This is a genomic window from Nesterenkonia haasae (genome assembly GCF_010119385.1).
Classification (GTDB): domain Bacteria; phylum Actinomycetota; class Actinomycetes; order Actinomycetales; family Micrococcaceae; genus Nesterenkonia; species Nesterenkonia haasae.
This window is the reverse complement of the sequence record NZ_VFIE01000019.1, coordinates 87,523-107,365: the sequence shown is the minus strand read 5'-3', so window position 1 is coordinate 107,365 and position 19,843 is coordinate 87,523. Positions and strand designations below refer to the sequence as shown.

22 protein-coding genes are annotated in these 19,843 nt (G+C 61.3%); 10 read left to right on the top strand and 12 right to left on the bottom strand.

Annotation, left to right across the window (positions count from 1 at the left end):
• Nucleotides 1-39 precede the first annotated feature (39 nt).
• From FH975_RS07120 to FH975_RS07105, 4 genes are all read right to left on the bottom strand, one after another.
• A complete protein-coding gene (locus FH975_RS07120; protein ID WP_407938619.1) occupies nt 40-927 on the bottom strand; it encodes a sulfite exporter TauE/SafE family protein in 888 nt (295 codons plus the stop codon).
• Nucleotides 927-1,541, bottom strand: a complete 615-nt coding sequence (locus FH975_RS07115; protein ID WP_162320723.1) for a rhodanese-like domain-containing protein — start codon at nt 1,539-1,541, stop codon at nt 927-929. The genes FH975_RS07120 and FH975_RS07115 overlap by 1 nt, the downstream gene beginning before the upstream one ends.
• 97 nt (nt 1,542-1,638) lie before the next feature.
• Nucleotides 1,639-3,030 (bottom strand): MBL fold metallo-hydrolase, encoded by a 1,392-nt coding sequence (locus FH975_RS07110; RefSeq protein ID WP_162320722.1) that lies wholly within the window; start codon nt 3,028-3,030, stop codon nt 1,639-1,641.
• A gap of 158 nt (nt 3,031-3,188) precedes the next feature.
• Entirely contained in the window at nt 3,189-4,067 is an 879-nt protein-coding gene (locus FH975_RS07105; RefSeq protein ID WP_162320721.1) for a M56 family metallopeptidase, read from the bottom strand.
• Between FH975_RS07105 and FH975_RS17065 the strand changes: the two genes are divergently transcribed.
• On the top strand, nt 4,021-4,305 hold the full coding sequence (locus FH975_RS17065) for a (2Fe-2S)-binding protein (protein ID WP_407938618.1): 285 nt from the start codon (nt 4,021-4,023) through the stop codon (nt 4,303-4,305). The genes FH975_RS07105 and FH975_RS17065 overlap by 47 nt on opposite strands.
• A gap of 10 nt (nt 4,306-4,315) precedes the next feature.
• Here FH975_RS17065 and FH975_RS07095 read toward each other — a convergent pair whose 3' ends face one another.
• A complete protein-coding gene (locus FH975_RS07095; protein ID WP_328821814.1) occupies nt 4,316-5,191 on the bottom strand; it encodes a Cof-type HAD-IIB family hydrolase in 876 nt (291 codons plus the stop codon).
• A 58-nt stretch (nt 5,192-5,249) separates the two neighbouring features.
• Here FH975_RS07095 and FH975_RS07090 point away from each other — a divergent pair, with 58 nt between their 5' ends.
• Together FH975_RS07090 and FH975_RS07085 are read left to right on the top strand one after the other, a co-directional pair.
• Nucleotides 5,250-6,752: a DUF1538 domain-containing protein gene (locus tag FH975_RS07090; RefSeq protein ID WP_328821813.1), complete on the top strand. Its 1,503-nt coding sequence runs from the start codon at nt 5,250-5,252 to the stop codon at nt 6,750-6,752.
• Complete coding sequence (locus tag FH975_RS07085; RefSeq protein ID WP_162320717.1) at nt 6,749-7,075, top strand: P-II family nitrogen regulator; 327 nt, start codon at nt 6,749-6,751, stop codon at nt 7,073-7,075. Before FH975_RS07090 ends, FH975_RS07085 begins: the two co-directional genes overlap by 4 nt.
• Nucleotides 7,076-7,087: 12 nt before the next feature.
• Here the strand turns inward: FH975_RS07085 and FH975_RS07080 are convergent, their stop codons facing one another.
• Both FH975_RS07080 and nadE read right to left on the bottom strand, forming a co-directional pair.
• Nucleotides 7,088-7,891, bottom strand: a complete 804-nt coding sequence (locus FH975_RS07080) for an exodeoxyribonuclease III (RefSeq protein WP_162320716.1) — start codon at nt 7,889-7,891, stop codon at nt 7,088-7,090.
• A 105-nt stretch (nt 7,892-7,996) separates the two neighbouring features.
• Nucleotides 7,997-8,821: an ammonia-dependent NAD(+) synthetase gene (gene nadE / locus FH975_RS07075; protein ID WP_162320715.1), complete on the bottom strand. Its 825-nt coding sequence runs from the start codon at nt 8,819-8,821 to the stop codon at nt 7,997-7,999.
• 100 nt (nt 8,822-8,921) lie between these two features.
• On the opposite strand from nadE, the gene pyrE reads away from it, so the two are divergent.
• Together pyrE and FH975_RS07065 are read left to right on the top strand one after the other, a co-directional pair.
• Entirely contained in the window at nt 8,922-9,515 is a 594-nt protein-coding gene (gene pyrE / locus FH975_RS07070) for an orotate phosphoribosyltransferase (RefSeq protein ID WP_407938617.1), read from the top strand.
• Between the two features lie 27 nt (nt 9,516-9,542).
• Nucleotides 9,543-10,787, top strand: coding sequence for an MFS transporter (locus tag FH975_RS07065; RefSeq protein WP_202923096.1), 1,245 nt, complete (start codon nt 9,543-9,545; stop codon nt 10,785-10,787).
• Here the strand turns inward: FH975_RS07065 and FH975_RS07060 are convergent.
• The gene (locus FH975_RS07060) at nt 10,744-11,925 is read right to left on the bottom strand and encodes a MalY/PatB family protein (protein WP_162320713.1); all 1,182 of its coding nucleotides are present in this window, start codon (nt 11,923-11,925) and stop codon (nt 10,744-10,746) included. The two genes, FH975_RS07065 and FH975_RS07060, sit on opposite strands and share 44 nt — an antisense overlap.
• 146 nt (nt 11,926-12,071) lie before the next feature.
• Here FH975_RS07060 and FH975_RS07055 point away from each other — a divergent pair, with 146 nt between their 5' ends.
• The gene (locus FH975_RS07055; RefSeq protein WP_328821838.1) at nt 12,072-12,668 is read left to right on the top strand and encodes a TrmH family RNA methyltransferase; all 597 of its coding nucleotides are present in this window, start codon (nt 12,072-12,074) and stop codon (nt 12,666-12,668) included.
• Here FH975_RS07055 and FH975_RS07050 read toward each other — a convergent pair.
• Nucleotides 12,601-12,966, bottom strand: a complete 366-nt coding sequence (locus tag FH975_RS07050; protein ID WP_162320711.1) for an MGMT family protein — start codon at nt 12,964-12,966, stop codon at nt 12,601-12,603. The genes FH975_RS07055 and FH975_RS07050 overlap by 68 nt on opposite strands.
• An 85-nt stretch (nt 12,967-13,051) precedes the next feature.
• Between FH975_RS07050 and FH975_RS07045 the strand changes: the two genes are divergently transcribed.
• Nucleotides 13,052-13,678 carry an SAM-dependent methyltransferase gene (locus FH975_RS07045; protein WP_162320710.1) on the top strand — a complete coding sequence of 209 codons (627 nt, stop codon included), beginning with the start codon at nt 13,052-13,054 and terminating at the stop codon, nt 13,676-13,678.
• Nucleotides 13,679-13,682: 4 nt separating this feature from the next.
• Here FH975_RS07045 and FH975_RS07040 read toward each other — a convergent pair whose 3' ends face one another.
• A complete protein-coding gene (locus FH975_RS07040) occupies nt 13,683-14,357 on the bottom strand; it encodes an aspartate/glutamate racemase family protein (protein WP_162320709.1) in 675 nt (224 codons plus the stop codon).
• A 49-nt stretch (nt 14,358-14,406) separates the two neighbouring features.
• On the bottom strand, nt 14,407-15,195 hold the full coding sequence (locus tag FH975_RS07035) for an SDR family NAD(P)-dependent oxidoreductase (RefSeq protein ID WP_328821810.1): 789 nt from the start codon (nt 15,193-15,195) through the stop codon (nt 14,407-14,409).
• 143 nt (nt 15,196-15,338) lie between these two features.
• Between FH975_RS07035 and FH975_RS07030 the strand changes: the two genes are divergently transcribed.
• The 3 genes from FH975_RS07030 (at nt 15,339) to FH975_RS07020 (ending at nt 17,467) form a co-directional block, all read left to right on the top strand.
• Nucleotides 15,339-16,190 (top strand): MmyB family transcriptional regulator, encoded by an 852-nt coding sequence (locus tag FH975_RS07030; protein ID WP_162320707.1) that lies wholly within the window; start codon nt 15,339-15,341, stop codon nt 16,188-16,190.
• Nucleotides 16,191-16,403: 213 nt separating this feature from the next.
• A complete protein-coding gene (locus FH975_RS07025; RefSeq protein ID WP_162320706.1) occupies nt 16,404-17,159 on the top strand; it encodes an AzlC family ABC transporter permease in 756 nt (251 codons plus the stop codon).
• A complete protein-coding gene (locus FH975_RS07020) occupies nt 17,156-17,467 on the top strand; it encodes an AzlD domain-containing protein (protein WP_162320705.1) in 312 nt (103 codons plus the stop codon). Before FH975_RS07025 ends, FH975_RS07020 begins: the two co-directional genes overlap by 4 nt.
• 180 nt (nt 17,468-17,647) lie before the next feature.
• Here FH975_RS07020 and FH975_RS07015 read toward each other — a convergent pair whose 3' ends face one another.
• Nucleotides 17,648-19,834 carry a transglycosylase domain-containing protein gene (locus tag FH975_RS07015; protein WP_162320704.1) on the bottom strand — a complete coding sequence of 729 codons (2,187 nt, stop codon included), beginning with the start codon at nt 19,832-19,834 and terminating at the stop codon, nt 17,648-17,650.
• Nucleotides 19,835-19,843 lie beyond the last annotated feature (9 nt).

Here is a 19,843-nt window from a genome sequence, read left to right as displayed (position 1 = left end):
CTTGTGTTTTGTGCTGCGTTGTCAAGATCATGTCTGACTTCAATGATGATTCGTCAGGGTACTCGGTGTCTCCTTGAATCTCCGCTTTGATGATGAGCGTATTCGCCGGAGAATGAGCAGAGCCGCTAGGAGGACAATTACCGCCGCTGACACTCCTACGCCAAAGGCCGTCGGCAACTCCTGGATGAACACGACGACGCCCATGGCGAGAACGAGGTAGCCGAATGCTTTCTTCAGGGCCTTCTCTGGCACGTATTTCACCAGCGCCGAACCGATCAGGGCACCGACTACGGTGACGCTGGTGATCATGAGCACTGGACCCCAGTCGATGCTCACGGTTGTCAGATATCCGGCCAGCCCTGTGAAGGATTTCAACGAGATGATGAGCAGGGACGTTGCGACTGCTGCTGGCATTGAGAGCCCGCCCAGCAGAACTAGTGCGGGCACAATCAGAAATCCACCGCCGGCACCGACCATTCCGGTCACCACGCCGACGACCAGGCCCTCCAGGATGATCTTGATCAGTGGAAGCTTCTTCCGATCCTCACCGGACTGTTTCGCTTTGCGGTCGAGAATCATGGCCAGCGCGGTGGCGACCATCATGACTCCGAAGGCGACCATCAGCACCACACCGGGAAGTTGGCTGCCCAGCAGTCCGCCGCCGAAGGCCCCGACCATGGCGGCGGCGCCGAAGATGAACCCCGTCCGCCATTGGACGTTGCCGCGCCATGCGTGGGCGACCACGCTGACTGCGGAGGTCACCCCGATGATGAACATGGAGGCAGCGATCGCCTCCTTCGGCGGCATGCCGGCCACATAGGTCAGCAGCGGAACCGCTAGGATGGTGCCCCCGCCGCCGAGCAGACCCAGAGAGAGCCCGATCCCGACGGCGAGGACCATTGACAGAATCAGAGCAGCGGACATCATTACTGTGGCACCTTCACCTGCAGTGACTGCGGGATCTCTGCCAGGAACTTCTCGACTGTCGGGTCAGCCTCGACCTTGTTCCACGGCATCTTGTTGAGTGCCGCCGCCATGGCGCAGGAGTCGGTCAGTGCTGAAAACGTCAGGCCCGCGCCGATCGCTCCGGCGAGGTAGCCCACCTTCGGTGAAATCAGCTTGCCTCCGAGGAACCCGGTCAGAACGAGCGATCCGGCTGCCATGCGCACCTGACGATCCATCGCCCAACGGTGCTTTCCCCTGCTGGTGTGCTGGCGGTGCTGTGCTTCCATAGCGACGACGCCGCCCTCCAGCACGCGAGCAGTGTTCACGCCCGCGGCCTTCAAGTGCTGAAGGGCTTGGTTGGCGCGGTTGCCGGTCTGACAGATCAGCACAATCTCGTCGTCAAACTGCTCAGCGAGAGCGTCGCGGTTCCGCTGCAGAAGGTCCAGAGGAACGTTGTGTGACTCAGGCACGCGCAGGGATTCATACTCGGCCGGGGTGCGGACATCGATCAGCAGCGGTGTCTGCTGCGAACGCAGCTTCTCAGCCAGTTCCGCAGGGCTCATAGGGGCAGTGGGTGCAGCGGTGTTGGTTCTCATGGGTAAAGTTCCCTTTCAACAGCAGTGGGTGAGCGACGCGCAGGTCGGCACTGTCGCAAACTCGTCAACATGTGGTGGTTGCGGTCCGGAACGTTGGTCAGTGTGACTGCTTCCACTCGGCCCAGCCTGCGTAGCTTCCGACCAGCTCGCGGACGTCGTGGCCTTCTCGCCTCAGTGCGCTTGCGGCCACTGAGTTCCGGACTCCCGACTGGCAGTAGGTGACGATGGGTCCGGTGGGCGGCAGCTGATCCTGGTGCCACAGGACACGGCCGGCGCTGAGCTGCTCAGAGCCTGGGACGTGACCCTCGGCGTGCTCCGACTTGTTCCGGACATCGAGCAACAGAGCGGGCTCGAAGTTTTCAAGCTCTGCTGGTGTAATCGTGGCTGGTTGGGTCTTCGGCAGTCCGTCAAGGCTGGTGATGTATCCCTTGACTCGATCAACGCCGACCCTCATAAGATGCTCACGCAGAGACTCCGCTTGTTCCTGATCTTCCGCAAGCAGGATCAGCGGCCGCGTCTCCCGCTCCGGATCGTAGGCCCATGCTCCGAAGCTTGCTGTCTTGCCCCCGGCGGGAATGTTCAGGGCCCCGACCGGGGTGCCGTGCTTGACCATGTCATGGGAGCGGGTGTCGACAAAGATCGCCCGACCCCCCTCCAGGGCACTGCGTACTTGGTCGACGGTCATCTCCACCAGGGTTCCCTGAGGACCCAGGATGTAGGGGCCATCTTTATTCTCGCGCTTCATGCGTCCGAAGTAGGCGTGCGCGTCGGGCTGGCCATCGAGGAGCTCATCGATGAAGCCCTGCTCGTCGTCGTCGCTCACGTACTGCGACCACCAGGCGTTGTGACGTTCGTAACCGACCGTGGTGGAGGGCAGCGCGCCGAGAGCCTTCCCACAGGCACTGCCTGCACCGTGTCCCGGGTACACCATGACGTGGTCTGGAAGGGTGACGAACTCGTTCCTGAGGCTGCGGTAGAGCTGCTTGGCCCCCTCGAAACGGGTGTCTTGTCCGCCTGCTGCCTCATCGAGGAGGTCCGGACGGCCGAGGTCCCCGGCGAAGACGAAGTCTCCGGAGATCATGTAGCCGGGATCATTGCTGAAGGCGCCGTCAGTGACGAGGAACACCAGGTGCTCAGGCGTGTGGTCCGGAGTGTGACGCGCCTCGAGGCGAATATTGCCGAGGGAGACCACATCTCCATGGTTCAGCCGTTTGGCGTCGAAACCGTACTGCCAGTCCTCGCCGCCCTCTCCTGAGACATAGGCATCGGCCTCTGTGGCAGCGGCGAGCTCCCGCGTGCCGGAGAGATAGTCGGCGTGGATATGGGTCTCCGCCACAGCGGTGATGCGCATACCGTGCCGGTCAGCCAAATCAAAGTAGTCGCTCAGATCGCGACGGGCGTCAATGACCACCGCTTCACCCTTGGACTGGCAGCCGATGAAGTAGCTGGCCTGGGCTAGATCTTCGTCGTAGATGCGTTCCAGAAGCATGAGATCGCTCCTTCTTCATAGACAATATAAATACCCTGGGGGGTATGCAAGTGAGTCTGCCTTATACCCTAGGGGGTATGCAAATCAGTGCGTGGTTGAGAGGGAACGCCGTGGGATCTCGCGCAGCCTGCGGTCGGGCCAGGGTGGTCTGAAGCTGTCTAGATCACGCATCCGGAAAGGACTGCGGCAACGGCGGCACCGTGGGCCGCGGTGCTCGTCACGATCAGGACCGCCGAAAGGGCGACGATCGCCGCCGCGCCGAGAGCTCCTTGCCTCGGGTCTACTGGGGAGATGAGTTGCCGCACCCGTTCCGGGCCTGCGGCCAACATCATCCGGTGCGGGCCCGTCTGTTCGGTGGCGTTGCGCTGCTCACTATTGGCCTGCCCCATAATTAACAATGCCGAGGCCAAGGGGCGCTTTCCCACGCGGCGTTGTGCGGCATTGTTCGCCGAGATCTCCAAATAGTGCGGGACGGAGTCAGCAATAGCTGCGGCAAATGGCACACATCGTAGAGGGCCTGTGATACTACCGATGAGATCAAGGATGAGGTGGTGCCGCTCGCGCAGGTGAGATGCCTCGTGCTCAAGAACCGCGCGCAGCTCATGGACGCTCAGCTCCTCGAGTAGGCCCGTCGAGACGACGATGCCGCAACGACCGCGCCCCAGCGCAAAGTCAGACGGCTGCGGATCGGCCACCACTGTGACTAGGTACCCCGCGACGTTCTCCCGACGTCCCGCCGGCAGCAATGATTGACACGTTGCCCGAACACGCGCATGACGCATCAACACCGAACGCAGACCCAGCACCATCACCACCGCCACTGCCACCATCGGCGCCAAGAGGAAAACCACGGAGGGGACTGCGGTCTCCACAGGGAGTCCGGAGGAGAATGGATTGGAAGCCTCCAAGCAGCGCTGACACACGTCAGCTATCGACGAAGGAAGCGGACTGGGTCCGGTGAGGGACCAGGCGAGAAACAGCCCCGTCGGCATGCCACGTTCGGCCGCTGAATTGTCGATGCACGCGATCCGAGGCACTCTTCCCGCGGGCGACCGTACCGTCCTACTAGCCGCCGAGCATGCAACCAAAGAGCACGAGATGGGGCCTGACGACGTGCTATGCCGATGCTCTGGGGCGACAGTTGGAATGGTTCAGGACGCTGCGCAGGAAGGCTGCCAGAATGTGACCGAAATCGGCGAATGTGCGCGAGCGGGAACCGGGTGCGGAACATGTCACCAGCAGATCGGAAAACTACTCGACACTGTGGCCGGGTAACGGGAGCTACTCAGGTGCAGCGCCCAGCGCCGGTACTGACTGAGCCGCTCGCCCAACGGGTCAGGAACTCCGCTCCGGCCTCATCATGGATAGCACCGGTGCTCGAGGTGAGCACCGCATAAGGGGTCTCAGGGATACCATCAGCTGGGCGTACATCCACGTGACTGACGGCAAGCCCCTGCTGATACAGCCATGTGGCCATCGCATAGTCAGTGCGAGAGTCGCCCATCGTGAACCAACTCTCCGCTGTGATCCCACGAGCCTCCAACAAGGCCAATGCGCGCTCCGCGCCGAGATCCTTCCCCACACGCTGGTGCTCAATGTCGGTGGAAATGATGGTCGGATCAATGCGGACGCTCTCCAACCGGTGTTTCTCCAGTAGGCCAGGGATCGCGGCGTCGAACTCTTTCTGGGCCTCCAGGTACTCAGAGTTCTCCACATCCACTGACTGCTCCACCGAGATCATGGCGCGCTTCGTCTCATCAAAGAACATCAGTCCCGCGAAGCGTTGCGCGACGAGCTCCCGAACGTCCGCAGCAAGTGCAGCAGGAAGCTTCAACTCCTGGTCAATGTGAACGTCCCCCAAGCTCCAGGGTGTCACCTCAGCCCAGACCGCACCTTTCTCGCTGACCGTGAAAACGGGAGCTGCAGAGAGCAGGCCGGATGATCGCAATGGCGGAATCACCTGCTGGGCGATGAAGTCGTCAGAGCGACCGGTATTGAAGATCACCGGGATGCCGCGGTTCGCCATCGTTGCGAGGTCCCGGCTGATCGATGCGATGGCGACGGTTCTACTCATGGGAGAAGCGATAGGCCCATCCACATCCAGTAGCAGACCAAAGGCAGGGGAGGGATTGAAAACAGCTGTCTCAGCAGTGAAAGTCACCAGACCATTATCCTGCACCCCTCTAGACTGGTCAGCAGCCGCGCAGAAGGGAGCTGGGGTGAAGCTGCTGCAGTCGCTGCGGAGACGGTTCCTTCATGCCCTCCGAGCACTCTTGCCTATCCTCGGCGTAGTCATCGCCTTCCAGACAGTTGTATTCCGTCAGGTGCCTGAAGGTGCGGCGTCTATCGTGCTTGGACTGTTGATCGTTGCTGCAGGGATTGCGCTGTTTCTGGAAGGCCTGGAGCGCAGTGTGTTCCCGGTAGGGAAGTCCATCACCAATAAACTGGTGAAGACGGCGTCGCTGTGGAAGCTGCTTCCTTTCTGCTTCGGTATCGGATTCGCCGCAGTGGTCGCTGAACCAGCGCTGATCTCGGTGGCAGATCAGGCTCAAGTCGTCAGCGAAGGGCGAATCAACAGTCTGACGCTGCGGTTCATCATCGCCATAAGCGTTGGAGTCGTCATGGTGCTTGGCGCGGTACGTGTCTTCCTGGGCTGGCCCCTTCACCGCGTCCTGCTGATCGGTTACGGCGTGGTCATCCTGCTGACCGTGATTTCACCCCAGGAGGTGGCCAGCCTCGCATATGACTCCGGAGGGGTGACCACCAATATTGTCACCGTGCCGCTGATAGCCGCCATCGGGATCGGTATGGCTGCATCCGTGCGGGGACGGAGTCGGCTCGGCGATGGCTTCGGGCTTGTGGCCCTGTGCGTCATGGTGCCCATGGTCAGTGTGCAGCTCTACGGCATCGTGGTCTACCAGTTTGGGGAACCCGCGGCGGTCACTCATGCAGAAGCAGGAGCCGGTGAGATGCTGTGGATCGAGCTTTTTCTCGGACTAATGACAGTGGTCCGTGATGTGCTTCCGGTGATTACCGTGGTGCTGTTCTTCCAGTTTGTGGTGCTGCGCCGGCGACTAGGCAACCCGATCGGAGTCACCGTGGGCTTCGTGATGGTCGTACTAGGTCTATATGGATTCATCGTGGGGCTCGACATAGGGCTTCTGCCAATGGGGCGCCAGATGGCGGAACAGCTGATTGCCACAGAGCAGATCCCGCTGATCATCGCTTTTGGTGTGCTGATCGGTTTCGCCACAACCTTGGCCGAACCAGCGCTTATGGCCATCAGCAAAGAGGCAGAGGACATCTCGGAGAAACGTCTCAAGGCCAACACTCTCCGCCTCCTAGTAGCCTGCGGGGTGGCGGTGGGGATCGGCGTCGGCGTGCTGCGGATTCTCACCGGTGGTTCGTTCGTCGTCCTCATCACAGCGCTCTACGTCTTCGCGCTGCTGCTCATGTTGCTGGCTCCGAAGGATCTTGTTCCGCTGGCGTTCGATCTCGGGGGCGTGACCACCAGCGAAATCACTGTTCCCCTGATTACTGCCCTGGGGATTGGCCTAGCAGCGGCAGTTCCTGGACGTGACGTCCTCATGGACGGCTTTGGGCTGATCGCATTCGCATCCGTAGGTCCGGTCATTGCAGTGCTTGGCTATGCTTGTACTGTGAAGCTCGGAGCCATAGCACGCGGGAAGTCATCGCCACCAAACTCCCCTCTGGAGGCATGATGTCGCACAGTGTCGTATTCGTGGTGACCCCGGATGACCAAGAAGAGAGAGCCATCACCCTCGTGGAGGATGCCGGCGCCACCGGAGTGACTGCGCTGTCTGCACGTGGTGTCGGCTCACACGCCCGCAGGACTATCTTCGGAGTGCACTTCACCGGGGCGCAGTCGCTCCTGATGATGGTGGTCCCCACGGAGAAAGTCCAGGCCCTGATGGCATGTCTGCACGAGGTCATTTTTGATGGCCAGGACTCCCACGGAATCTGCTTCTCAGTTCCTGTAGACCAAGTATCACTGCCTGGGCACTCCGGCGCCACAGGGCCTTAGGTCGTAAAAGAGCTACGTCAGTTCCATGACCACCGGTGCGTGGTCGCTGGCGCCTTTCCCGCGACGTTCGTCCTTGTCCACATAGGCGTTCTCCACCCGCCTTGCCAGAGTTGGGGACGCCAAGTGGAAGTCAATGCGCATTCCCTGTCGCTTCTGGAATCGGAGGCTGGTGTACTCCCAAAAGGTATACACCCCGGGGCCAGGCGCATGCGGGCGGACCACGTCGGCGTATCCCGCGTCGAGGAATCCCTGGAACGCAGCACGCTCATCGTCGGTCACATGCGTCAGCTGGTTCTTCTCGAAGAAATCGATATCCCACACATCCTGGTCCTCTGGGGCAATGTTCCAATCCCCCGCCAGGACGATCTGCGCGTCAGGATCCTCGGTGAGCCACGCTTCAGCGTGCCTCCGGAGCCGGCGGAGCCACTCCAACTTGTAGACCATATGCTCGTCATCGCGCGTTCTCCCATTGGGAACGTACAGGCTCCACAGCCGGACTCCGTTGCATGTGGCCCCGATGGCGCGGGCCTCCTGGACCGGGTCTTTGCCATTCTTGCCGAACTCCGGCTGATCAGGGAAGGTACGCTCGACGTCCTTCAAACCCACCCGCGAAGCGATGGCCACACCGTTCCACTGATTGAAGCCAAAGTGCGCGACGTCATACCCGTTGTGCTCGAAGAGCTCCCAGGGGAAGTTGTCATCCTTGCATTTGGTCTCCTGGATAGCCAAGACGTCCACATCGGACTTCTCCAGCCAGGCTTCCACCCGATCGGCCCGGGCCCGCATCGAATTCACATTCCACGTCGCGATTTTCACGCTCACCACGTTATCAGCGCGTCCCGACGTACGTCGGCCCGCTACGACGACATATGGCCGGCTTGAGGGCCGAAAAAGTCGGCACGAACGGCCGCCGTCGGTGGGTCAGTCCTTCCACCAACTGTCTAAGGGTGTGACGGGAACGGTACGTTTGTGACGTGTGGCGAGGTAATGGCTCTCCAGGCGGGCGGCGGCGTCGTCGTCGATGCTCTGACCCTCCAGATAATCATCGATCTGGTCATACGTGATGCCAAGTTCAATCTCGTCGAGCTGTCCGGGACTGTCATCCAAAAGGTCAGCGGTGGGTGCTTTGGACCAGATGTGCTCATCGACCCCGAGATGCTGCAAAAGCTGGCGGATCTGCCGCTTGTTCAAAGCGAAGTTCGGCAGGATATCCGCCCCGCCGTCGCCGAATTTAGTGAAGAACCCCGTGACGGACTCAGCACCATGATCCGTCCCTACGACCAAAGCGCTCTGCTCTCCGGCAACCGCATACTGAGCTGTCATGCGTAGACGAGCCTTAACATTCCCTCGGTGGAAGTCGGCCAGCCTGCCCCCGAAGGTTTCCTTATAGGCCACATCTACTCCCGTGACGGCCTTCTCGATATTGAAGGTGTGCACATGGTCTGGGCCTATAAAATTCAGAGCCAGCTGGGCGTCATCCTCGTCATGCTGCACCCCATGCGGCAGCCGCATGGCGTGGAAGCGCGCGTCGGTCCCCTGAGCACGCAGCTTCTCTGCAGCTTGCTGGGCTAGGTAGCCAGCCAGAGTGGAGTCCACTCCGCCGGAGATGCCCAGAACGAATCCTTTGACCCCGGCAGCAGTGGCGTAATCTGCCAAGAAATCAACACGGCGGTCGATTTCGTGAGCCGGATCAATACGGGGTTTGACGCCCATTTCCTCAATAATGGTTTTCTGGAGCTCGCGCATGGTCCTCAGTGTAGTCAGCGCCGTGTCACTGTGAGGTGAACTGAGGCTGAAGGGCAGCTTGGAGTTTCGAACTGCTCCGCCGGCCGGGGGCGGACATAGGATGGGCCCCATGACGTCCTATGCATCTGCCACGCCAGGCGCTGACCCAGAGGTCAGCAGGCTGTGCGAACTCATTGACCAGCACGCTGTTGTCCGCGGGAGAGTCACCCTCTCGTCGGGTAAGGAAGCGGATTACTACGTCGACCTGCGTCGGGTCACCCTGCATCACGAGGCAGCGCCCTTAGTGGGTCGAGTGATGCTCAAAATGCTCGACGCCGCCGGTATCGACTATTCGGCGGTGGGCGGACTCACGATGGGCGCAGACCCTGTCGGCACCGCGATGCTGCATGCGGCTTCTGCTCAGGGCCGGGGGCTCGACGCCTTTGTGGTGCGCAAAGCTGCCAAATCCTATGGCATGGGCCGGCAGGTGGAGGGCCCCAGCATCGAAGGACGCAAAGTCGTGGTCCTGGAGGACACTTCCACCACTGGCGGATCCGCGCTGCAGGCAGTTGAAGGCGTACGGGCTGCCGGCGGAGACGTCCAGGCTGTGGCCGTGATCGTGGACCGTGACACCGGCGCCAAGGAGAAGATTGAGGCCGAGGCCGGAGTTCCCTGCTTCTACGCATACTCCAAGCAGGATCTGGGGTTGGAGTGACTGCTCTGAGCGAGAGCTGAATCACCGGTGACGCAGGATCGTCCGGCCCTGCCGGTGATACTTACTGGGCTGTGCACAACGCAGATCATCGCTTGGGGCATCCTCTACTACGCGTTCCCGGTCCTGTCAGCGCGCATCCTGGAGGACACCGGATGGACCGCTACCTCTGTGACTGTCGCCTACTCTGCGGGCTTGGTGGTCTCCGCGCTGCTTGGCATTCCAGTAGGCAAAATCCTGGATCGGCGTGGCCCCCGGTTAGTCATGACTGTTGGTTCCGTTCTGGGGGTCCTGGGTCTGGTCATCGTCGCATCAGCTGTGAACTACTGGATGTTTCTCACCGGGTGGCTGATCGCCGGAGTAGCTATGGCGGGCAATCTCTACCCGCCGGCGTTCGCTGCCGTAACACGGTGGTACGGGCATCGGCGAGTATTTGCTCTGACCGTCATCACGCTCATCGGAGGACTAGCCTCCACAGTGTTCGCTCCGGTCACCGAGGCGCTGACCGGCGCCTTCGACTGGCGCGGGGTCTACCTGGTCCTGGCGGTTGTGCTCGGCGTAGTGGCGATTCCCGTCCACGGACTTGTGCTGAGCCGCCCCTGGCCCGCAGAGGACAGAGGCGCCCAAGACCACGACGACGCCGGGGACAGCCTCACGGCCCAGAAGCGCAGTGACATCGCCTATGCCCGCGGCATTATCCGGTCACCGGCATACCTGCTGATGACGGTCGGGCTGACCCTGGGCGGGGTGTCAATGTTTGCGGCCATGATTAACCTGGTGCCCATGCTGATCGACCGCGGCGTCTCATCCTCGCTCGCGGCGTGGATCCTGGGACTTGGGGGTTTGGGCCAAGTGGTGGGGAGACTCTTCTATTGGGCTATGGAGCGTCACCTCAGTGTGGTGGCGCGGCATATGTGGATCTACGGACTGTTGGCCGTGAGCACGGCCGCCCTTGCCGTGGACGCCACCAACCCGGTGTGGTTGATCTTCATTGCCATGGCCGCTGGTGTGGCGCGCGGGATCTCCACCCTCCTGAAGGCCACTGCCGTCACCGACCGGTGGGGCCCCCGTGCCTACGGGAGGCTGTCAGGAGTGTTCAACGCACCGGTGATGCTCAGCGTCGCCCTCGCCCCAGCGCTGGGCGCATGGTTGGCGGAGCTGCTAGGCAGCTGGGAGATGATGTATGTGGTACTGGCGGGCATTGGAGTGCTCGCCATGGTGGCGCTGATGTTCAGCGTTCCAGGGCCGCGCCCATCCGCTGAACAGCCTCAGTGAGTACTGCCTGGCTGGCGGCGAAGTTCAGCCGTGCGTGGCGCTCGCCGCCTGTGCCGAAGGCATGACCGGGGGTGAGCGCGACTTTCGCCTCGGACAGGAGGTGCTTGGCCGGCCCCAGAACCGGGGTTTCGACCCCGCCATTGGGCTCATCATCAAACCCGTAGGCGGTGAAGTCCAACCACGCCAGGTAAGTGGACTCTGGGGAGGTCATTTTGACCTCGGGGGCCGACTCTGCCAAAAGTTCAGGCAGCAGAGCGCGGTTGGCTTCTAATCCGGCGAGCGCCGCGTCGAGCCACTCATGACCCTCGGCGTAGGCGGCAGTTTGCGCCACCACACCGGCATGACTGGGACCGTGAGATGTCTCCGGTGCCAATGCCGCGAGTTCCGATGTGACCTCTTCCCCGGCGATCAGCAGTCCAGCCTTCAATCCAGCGAGGTTCCACGCCTTGGAGGCTGACATGACCGAGTAACCCCGAGGATCCACGGTGAGGTACGGCGTGAACTTGGCATTGGAGTAGACCAGGGGGGCGTGGATCTCATCTGCCACCACGCGGACCCCGTAGTCCGCTGACAACTGGGCCAGCTGTTCCAACTCCCTCTTGGTGTGTGCCACACCAGTGGGGTTATGCGGATTGGACAGTAAGTAGGCTGCCTGTCCTCCGGTAGTGCGCAGGTTGAAGGACTCTTCCAACATGTCGAAGTCAAGCCGGCCATCGGCACCCAGAGGTGCCTCCACCACACGCCGTCCGGCGCTGACGGGATACATGAAGAACGGAGGGTAAACCGGGGAGGACACGATGACGGTGTCCCACAACTCACCGATCAGCTGCAGCGCCTCGACCGCACCGGTCATCACATCCCGGACGGGACGGATCTGCTCTGGACGCGGCGTCCAGTCCCAGCGCTGCTGGGCAAAGTGCAGGAAGGCATCCACATAGGGCCCGGTGTGCGGGTACCCGGTGTCTCCCAGCTCAATCATGTCCCGTAGCGCACGAGCGATCGGCTCAGCCAGCGGAGTGTCCATCTCCGCCACCCACAGCGGCAGGACCTCGTCGCCGAAGGCTCGCCACTTGATGGACTGCCGTCGTCGCAACTGGTCGAGCCCAAGGATTTCCAGAGGATTCTGCACATCACCCATGCCATGAGCTTATCGAATCGGGGCTAATCGAGCAGATCAGCCACCACGAGTAGGGTAATGATGTGGATCAGCCCAACAGACAGCACGACGACGCCACGGGTCTCGATGCCCACCACGCCTCAGCTGCAGAAGCGCCAGAGAGGGAAGTGGGAGTCGGCCCCTGGGACGGGCCGTGGCCGGACAGCGCGCACCTGGACCCCACTTTTCTGCGCGAGGGAGACCGGCGCAACGTGATCGATTCCTATCGGTACTGGAGGCATGGGGCGATCGTCGCGGATCTGGACTCAAAGCGGCACGGTTTTCACGTGGCTATTGAAAATTGGCAGCACGATTTCAATATCGGCACCGTGGTCCGCACCGCCAATGCTTTTCTGGCGAAGGAAGTGCACATCATCGGCAAGAAACGGTGGAATCGGCGCGGAGCCATGGTGACGGACAAGTATCAGCACATCAGGCACCACCCCACAGTGGAGGAGTTTGTGAGCTGGGCAGAGGCAGCCGGCGTCGTCGTTCTCGGTGTGGACCTGTTTCCAGACTCAGTGCCGTTGGAAACGTACCCGCTGCCCGAGCGGTGTGTGCTGGTGTTCGGGCAGGAAGGGCCCGGCCTCAGTGAACCCATCAGGGAGGCTGCTCACGCGACTCTCTCCATAGCCCAGTTCGGGTCCACTCGGTCGATCAACGCCGGTGTGGCCGCCGGGATCGCCATGCACTCCTGGGTGCGTCAGCACGCCGCACCACAGTGATCTCATCCAGGTGCGGATTCCACCGGTAGCGTTTCAGATCTATCCGGCAGTTTTCTGCCAGCACTCCTTCGGTGCGCAGACGTTCCAGCTGTTCGGTGAGCAGGTGTGGCGCGGGGACGCCATTGGCACGGATGATCCGATGCCAGGGAAGGTCGAAACCATCCTCACGCAGGACCCGTCCCACAAGTCGGGGAGTGGACAGGCCAGCGATCGCCGCCACGTCTCCATAGGTGGCAACTCTGCCGGACGGCACCGAGGCAATAACGTCCCGCACCCGTTCGTGCGTCTGCTCATCCACATCAGCACTCTAAAGGGCGTCACTGACATTTGCAGATTCAGCAAACCGAGCTGCTGAGTGGGACGCTCGGAGCCAGGATGGCAGCATGACCTATGACTTCGACAAACCGTACTGGGAAACTCATTGGGCTGCAGTGCACGGAGCCGCGCAGACGCCAGCCTCGCCTGCCAATCCCTATCTAGAACGTGAGACCGAGTCGCTGCAGCCGGGGACTGTTCTGGATGCCGGGTGCGGAGCAGGGGCGGAAGCCATCCACCTCGCACGTCGGGGATGGGACGTCACAGGAGTTGACATCTCTTCTCGCGCCCTCGGCCACGCCGCACGGAGTGCTGACCAGGCCGGGGTCGCCGAAAGAACTCGCTGGGTTGAAGCTGATGCCACAGTGTGGTCTCCCGACGTAGAGTTCGACCTCGTGATGACGCACTATGCGCATCCAGCGTCGGCGCAGCTGGACTTTTACGAGCGGATCGCGTCATGGGTTAAGCCTGGCGGGTCGCTGCCGATTGTGGGGCACCTTCACGGGGCGCACAATCATGCCCCGGAGCACCCTCCAGAGGAGGCCTCAACACATACTGCGGCCATCTCCGCCAGGTTGAACCCGGGCCAATGGAGGGTCCTCACGGCAAGAGAAGAATCCCGAAGGGGCCGCAATCCTGCCGGCGAAGAGGTCACTCTCCACGACGTGGTGCTGATGGCTCGCCGGAGACCCTGAGATTCTAGGGACGTGAGGGCGCTGACGTCGACTGTGCAACGTCTGTGATGCGGCGAATCTGCGCAGCGATCGCATCGGAGGGTTCCAACACCCTCACCTGCGCACCGACCGCCAGTTCCACCTGAGGTTTGATCCAGTGGTAGTGGGTGCAGGCGAGGACGATCACATCGGCAGCCTGCTGCTGCACAGCTCTGGTCACTGGCTCCAGATTCACCTCATCAGGCCGCCGTGCTTCGATAGTCGCTGCCCACTCTGAGCAGTCCGGCTCGAGCACTGTGAGGGCTGAAGCCCAGTCCGTCTTCAGTCGTTGGTACCGCTGACTGCGAAGCGTCGCGGGAGTTGCACAGACTACGATCGTCTTGGACTCTGACATGGTGCTGGCAGGCTTAACCATCGGCTCCAGCCCCACGAATGGGGTGCGGGGATAGTCGGCGCGCAGCCGGTCGATTGCTGCCGCTGTGGCGGTATTGCATGCCAGCACGATCGCTTCGCAGCTGCTGCCGAGCAACGGTTGGATGGCCCGTTTAGTCAGCCGGTAGACCTCGTCTTCTGAGCGGCTGCCATAGGGCACGTTGTGATGATCGTGAGCGGTGAGGACACGGGCCTGGGGGAGCAGTTCGCGCAGGCGGACAGCAACAGCCTCCCCGCCGATTCCGGAGTCGAACACACCTATCTGCACACGGGTACGCTAGCGCATGAATGGAGATAGGTGTGGAATCGGTGTTGATTCAGAGGCGGAAGCCTCCGCTGAGTTCGACGCGCTGCCCGGTCATCCATGCGTTACCCGGGCTCAGTAAGGCCGCCACGGCGGCTCCGATGTCCTTTGGTAAGGCGGTGCGACCTAAGGCAGTCCTGGCACTGAGCTCCTGCTGTACCGTTTCGCTGGCTCGGATGTACCCTCCGGCGAAATCGGTGGCCACCGGGCCGGGAGCCACCGTATTGACGCTGATACCGCGAGGACCGAGCTCCTGTGCCCAGTACCGGGAGAGCACCTCTACTGCGCCCTTCATCGCGGCGTAGGCAGCATACGGGCTTGTCACGAAGCGAGCGAGGCCGGAGGATACGTTCACAATCCTGCCACCATCCGCCAAGAGCGGGGAGAGTCCATCCGCCGCGGGTGCCACGAGTGCCTGTGTGAGCAGATACACACCCTTAAAATGGACGGCGTAGAGCTGATCCAGTGTTTCTTCGTCGGTTGAGCCGAGAACTGCTGCTCCGGTGAAGCCGGCATTGTTCACCAGGATGTCGATGCTGGCCCGACCCCAACCGTCCGCGAGGGTACCGCGAAGATCGGCTGTGAACTGTTCAAACGACGAAGCCTCGCTGGTGTCCAGTCGTAGCGCCTCGGCTCGGCATCCACGGCCGCGCAGGAGACGGAGCACCTCCTCAGCTTCCTCTTCATGACTTCTGTAGGTCAGCACGATGTTTGTTCCGTCTGAGGCCAGGGCTTCAGCCGTTGCCCGGCCGATACCCCGGTTGCCGCCGGTGACAAGTGCGATGCGTGTATCTACGCTCACGGTGGTCCTTTCAAGAGGTGTGGACCCAGCGTCCGCCGAGGCCTTCATCTATCCTGTATCGGCGGTAGACGCACTGTGAGGTGTTTTTGACCGGGGGGATGACAACCCCTGCCTCCTCATCTCGACGGGGTCATAATGAATAGATGCAACTCAGAGAGCTCGGGTCGTTCCTACGCGTGAGGCGAGCCGGCGTCCGGCCGAAGGATGTTGGCATCGCCCCCGGTCAGCGCCGCCGTGTGCCGGGTCTGCGGCGGGAAGAGGTGGCGATGCTAGCAGGCGCTTCCTCCGACTATTACATTCAGCTGGAGAGAGGGCAGGCCCAACCCTCTGAGCAGATGCTCGCAGCCCTGGCAAGGGCACTGCGGCTCACTTCAGACGAACGCGACCATCTTTTCCATCTTGCCGGCAGGCCCGTTCCTGCTCCGCATGGACCTGCTGGAAACCTTCACCCGGCGCTGTTGGACCTCCTCACGAAGTTAGAAAATACACCGGCACGCGTCATCTCCGATCTGGGAGTCGTCCTGGCGCAGAATCCCGCGGGAGGCGCACTGTTGGGAGAGCCCGCCCCGTCCTCGGGGCCCCGGTCGGGTTCGATCTACCGGTGGTTCACTGAACCGGGCTACCGCCTGATATACCCTGTTGAGGAGCATTCCCATCACTCCCGCCAATATGTGTCGGATCTCCGTGTCGTCGCTGGCCGCCGCGGTGGGGACGACGACGTGCAGGAAGTTCTGCGGAATCTCCTGCGCTACAGCGAAGAATTCGCTGCCCTATGGGAGCTGCAGCATGTCGCTGTGCGGCGCAGTGACCGGAAGCGGATTGTTCATCCCGCTATCGGCGTTCTGGACTTGAACTGTCTGTCACTTTTCAGTGAGGACCAGCGCCAGCGTCTCCTATGGTTCACGGCGCCTGCGGGGAACTCGACGTCGGCAGAACAGCTTCAGCTTCTCGCCGCCATTGGAACTCAGGACTTTCAGCCATCGGAGAGACTGTAAGCGGCGAGACTGGCTGAACGTCCTGCACCGCACAAGTGCGGCGGATGGCCGGGACCTGACAGTCAATCGAACCAAGATACCCTACAAATGAGTCGGGCTTGCGGGTGCAATAATCTAGTGATGGACGATGTTGATGCTCACCAGCCCCGACCCCTGCGACGAGTCTGCCCGCCATGCGTGTAATGAAGAGGAGGGGCAAGGCAACAGGTATGCATGACTGAGACCCCTGAACCGGACCAGCAGAATGGCGCCCTGTGGCGCCTCACACCAGCGGCGAGGATCGGTCTGGCGATTGCCGCGGCTATTTCGCTCTACGGGGTGTCTTTCGGAGCGCTCGCGGTGGCCTCAGGGCTGACGCTGTGGCAGACCATTGCGCTGAGCGCGCTCATGTTCACCGGGGGGTCACAGTTCGCGTTCATCGGAGTGATAGCGTCCGGAGGTGCCCCGGCTTCTGCATTTGGGGGAGCGACGCTGCTGAGTCTGCGCAACACCATCTACGCCGTCCAGCTCAAGGCGCTGCTTAACCCCCGGGGAGCCAAGAGGTTGGTGGCTGCGCAGCTGACTATTGATGAAACGATGGCGACATCTACGGTCCAGGAGACCGCCGCCGAACAGCGGCGAGGCTTCTGGATTACCGGTATCGCCTGCTATCTGGGGTGGAACCTCGCCACAGTGGTGGGAGCTTTGCTGGGTGATTTCATCGCGGAACCTGAGTCGCTAGGACTTGACGGAGCCGTCGTCGCTGCTTTCCTCGGTCTGCTGTGGCCGCGCCTCAGAGCCCGGGAGCCATGGGCATTGGCCGTGCTGGCAGCATTGCTCACAGTGCTGATCATGCCTCTGGTCCCCGCAGGGGTCCCGATACTCGTCGCCGCTGGAGTAGCCGTAGTGTGGGGGTTTTTGGCGGCTCGAAGAGAGCGCGTCAGCCCTGGTTCCCGAAGGTCCCCAAGCCGTATGAGGTGTCAGCAGTGAGTTTGTGGGTGTGGGTGCTGCTGGCGTGTGGTGCGGCTTATGCCACGAAGCTGGTCGGTTACTTGGTCCCAGGGAGTTGGTTAGGTCATCCTCTGGTGACACGGATTTCAGGCACAATGACGGTCGCCCTGTTGGCCGCGCTTGTTGCGATGAACACCTTCTCCCAAGGCAGCGGAATCGTTTTTGACGCGCGCATCGGCGCATTGGTCGCTGCAGGTATCGCGTTGTTGCTGCGAGCTCCGTTCATTGTTGTGGTTATCGTCGGAGCCGCCGCCGCCGCCGGGCTGCGTCTGCTGGGGCTCCCTTAGGGAATATACGGAGCGGGACTTGGGGTCAAGAGTCGGCGATACAGGACACCGTGATGGCTTGGCGGACTGGAACAAGGAAAGCTTTGAAGCGACGGCCGGCACTCCACATACTCATCGGATTGCTTCTGAATGTCAGTTGTCACTTGCTGCGTAGGCGTCCCCTGCAGGTCATTGTTTGGGTTAGCCGTCACCGGGAAGGGTTGGTCCGGTGGCTTGCGCTGTGGTGTACCGGGGAGTACGCCGGTCGTCGAAAGGTGAGTTTGAAGCTTCTGGGAAATCCCCGTGCGGATATGCATGCCCTACCTCGTCCCGGGTCATATAGGCGTACCACATCGGCGCTGCGAGCGTCGATCCGTAAATCTCCTCGTAATACACGCCATCGATAGTCCGCTCGTAAAGCTGTTCGATACCCTGGTAGCGGCCCACATACGAAGTCGTGACGAGTCCTTCGGTGAACCCCATAAACCACGTAGCCGATGCAGTGTGGCTAGTGCCGGTCTTGCCGGCCATAGGGAAGGGAGGGCCGCCCGCGCCGACGGAGTTCTGCTGCTCCGCGATGTTGATGAGCGTGTCATTGACCTGAGCGGCAACCTCCGGATCAAGGGCGTCCTGGCAGTCGACCTCCGGGACGACGAGTTCGTTACCCAGCCTATCCGTCACCGACTCAACGGCTCGTGGCTCACACCGTTGACCATCGTCGCGAGCAAAGGGGATATAGGCCGATCCCATGGTGAGCGGATGCATCACCTGAGAACCCAGTACAAACGACGGGGTATCTAGCGGGATCCCCTCGTTGAGGTTCACCTGGAAACCGCGGTCAATCGTGACGTCGGGGTTGACCAGTCCAAGCCGGTCAGTAACATCGGTAATGGCGCACAGGTCCATTTCATATGCAGTGGCTAGTGTTGCAGTGTTCAGTGAGTGAAAGAGCCCAAAATCTACGGTCATATCAATTTCCATGTTTTCGGCAACATTTCCCACGGGCCAAGCATCGCGAGTGTCACCAGCGCCGTCAGGGAGCAGAGTGATGCTTCCGCCCGGGCGGCAACTGGCTTCCCATTCCTCACCGTATTCATATTCGGTCTGAGATGCATCGACGACATCGTCCATCGAGCCGCCCTCTTCAATCCATGCCGCCGCGACGAAGGGTTTGAGAGTAGAGCCGCCAGGAAAGCCAATGCCCCCATTATTGACGCCGCCGACGTTAAAGTTGACAGATGTTGCGCCGTTTCCGTCGTCTTCCGGACTGTAGGTGGTGGACTGAGCCATGGCAAGGATGTCGCCGTTGCGGGGGTCCAGTGTGTTGATAGCAGCGATAACTCCCTCGGGTTCGCCAACTGGCATGGTAGCGAGCACTTCTTCCTCAGCGGCGCGCTGCATTTCGGCATCGAGGGTGGTGTGTACGTGGAGACCGCCCCGTGCGATGAGCTCACGGCGTTCCTGAACGTCTTCACCAAGGGCCGGATCCTGCTCCAACAAAGTGTAGACATAGTCGCAGAAATACGGAGCAAGGTCTGCCGCGATGCAACCGGAACCCGGAGCCTGGGGCTCGTCTACCAGGTCTAAATCAGCTGCAGCGGCCTCTTGATACTCAGGTTCTGAAATATAGCCGTTTCGAAGCATTGTTCCGAGTACAACATTCCGTCGGCTGGTCGCTGCCTCTGGGTTCGTTACGGGGTCAAAGTAGTTCGGCGACTGCACCATGCCGGCCAGCAGAGCTGCCTGTTGGGTATTGAGCTCAGCGGCGGAGACGCCCCAGTAGTACTGTGCAGCGGCTTCCACGCCATAATTCTGCTGTCCGAAAAGCACAATATTCAGATAACCTTCGAGAATTTCCTCTTTGGTCATATGTTCCTCCAACGACACAGCCAGGCGGGCCTCGTAGAGCCGGTCGGCCATGGTCGTGGTTCCTCCCATCACGAGGCGCTCTCGTCCCTCAAGGGAATCCGCGTTAAGCACCAGAAGACTGGCGTACTGAATGCTTATGGTGGAGCCACCCTGGCGAGTGTCCGTGGCGAGGTTGTTGACTGCTGCGCGGGCGATGGCTCGCAGGTCGGTTCCACCATGTTCGTAGAATCGCTCGTCTTCAATGGAGACAATCGCGTCGATCATTTCGGTGGAAATGTCATCAATGGAGACCGGTTCGCGGTTTTCCGCGTAAAACCTGGCGATTTCAGTCCCGTCGGCTGCGTAGAACACGGAAGGAAGGCTTTCAGGCGCTTCACGCAACTCTGCCGGGTGCTCATCAAGAACTTCTTCGCCCATCCGAGCCAGGGCGCCGGTGGAAGCAGCAATGGGGAAAACCATGAGCGCGGCAAGTGCCCCGCAGAATGCGCTAATCGCTAAGAAAACGGGGATCTTCCCCATGATGGCAGC

Coding starts and splice junctions, on each gene's coding strand:
- FH975_RS07120 (WP_407938619.1), bottom strand. CDS start 927: ATGATGTCCGCTGCTCTGATTCTGTCAATGGTCCTCGCCGTCGGGATC.
- FH975_RS07115 (WP_162320723.1), bottom strand. CDS start 1,541: ATGAGAACCAACACCGCTGCACCCACTGCCCCTATGAGCCCTGCGGAA.
- FH975_RS07110 (WP_162320722.1), bottom strand. CDS start 3,030: ATGCTTCTGGAACGCATCTACGACGAAGATCTAGCCCAGGCCAGCTAC.
- FH975_RS17065 (WP_407938618.1), top strand. CDS start 4,021: ATGCCACGTTCGGCCGCTGAATTGTCGATGCACGCGATCCGAGGCACT.
- FH975_RS07085 (WP_162320717.1), top strand. CDS start 6,749: ATGATGTCGCACAGTGTCGTATTCGTGGTGACCCCGGATGACCAAGAA.
- nadE (WP_162320715.1), bottom strand. CDS start 8,821: ATGCGCGAGCTCCAGAAAACCATTATTGAGGAAATGGGCGTCAAACCC.
- pyrE (WP_407938617.1), top strand. CDS start 8,922: ATGGGCCCCATGACGTCCTATGCATCTGCCACGCCAGGCGCTGACCCA.
- FH975_RS07060 (WP_162320713.1), bottom strand. CDS start 11,925: ATGGGTGATGTGCAGAATCCTCTGGAAATCCTTGGGCTCGACCAGTTG.
- FH975_RS07045 (WP_162320710.1), top strand. CDS start 13,052: ATGACCTATGACTTCGACAAACCGTACTGGGAAACTCATTGGGCTGCA.
- FH975_RS07030 (WP_162320707.1), top strand. CDS start 15,339: ATGCAACTCAGAGAGCTCGGGTCGTTCCTACGCGTGAGGCGAGCCGGC.
- FH975_RS07025 (WP_162320706.1), top strand. CDS start 16,404: ATGACTGAGACCCCTGAACCGGACCAGCAGAATGGCGCCCTGTGGCGC.
- FH975_RS07015 (WP_162320704.1), bottom strand. CDS start 19,834: ATGGGGAAGATCCCCGTTTTCTTAGCGATTAGCGCATTCTGCGGGGCA.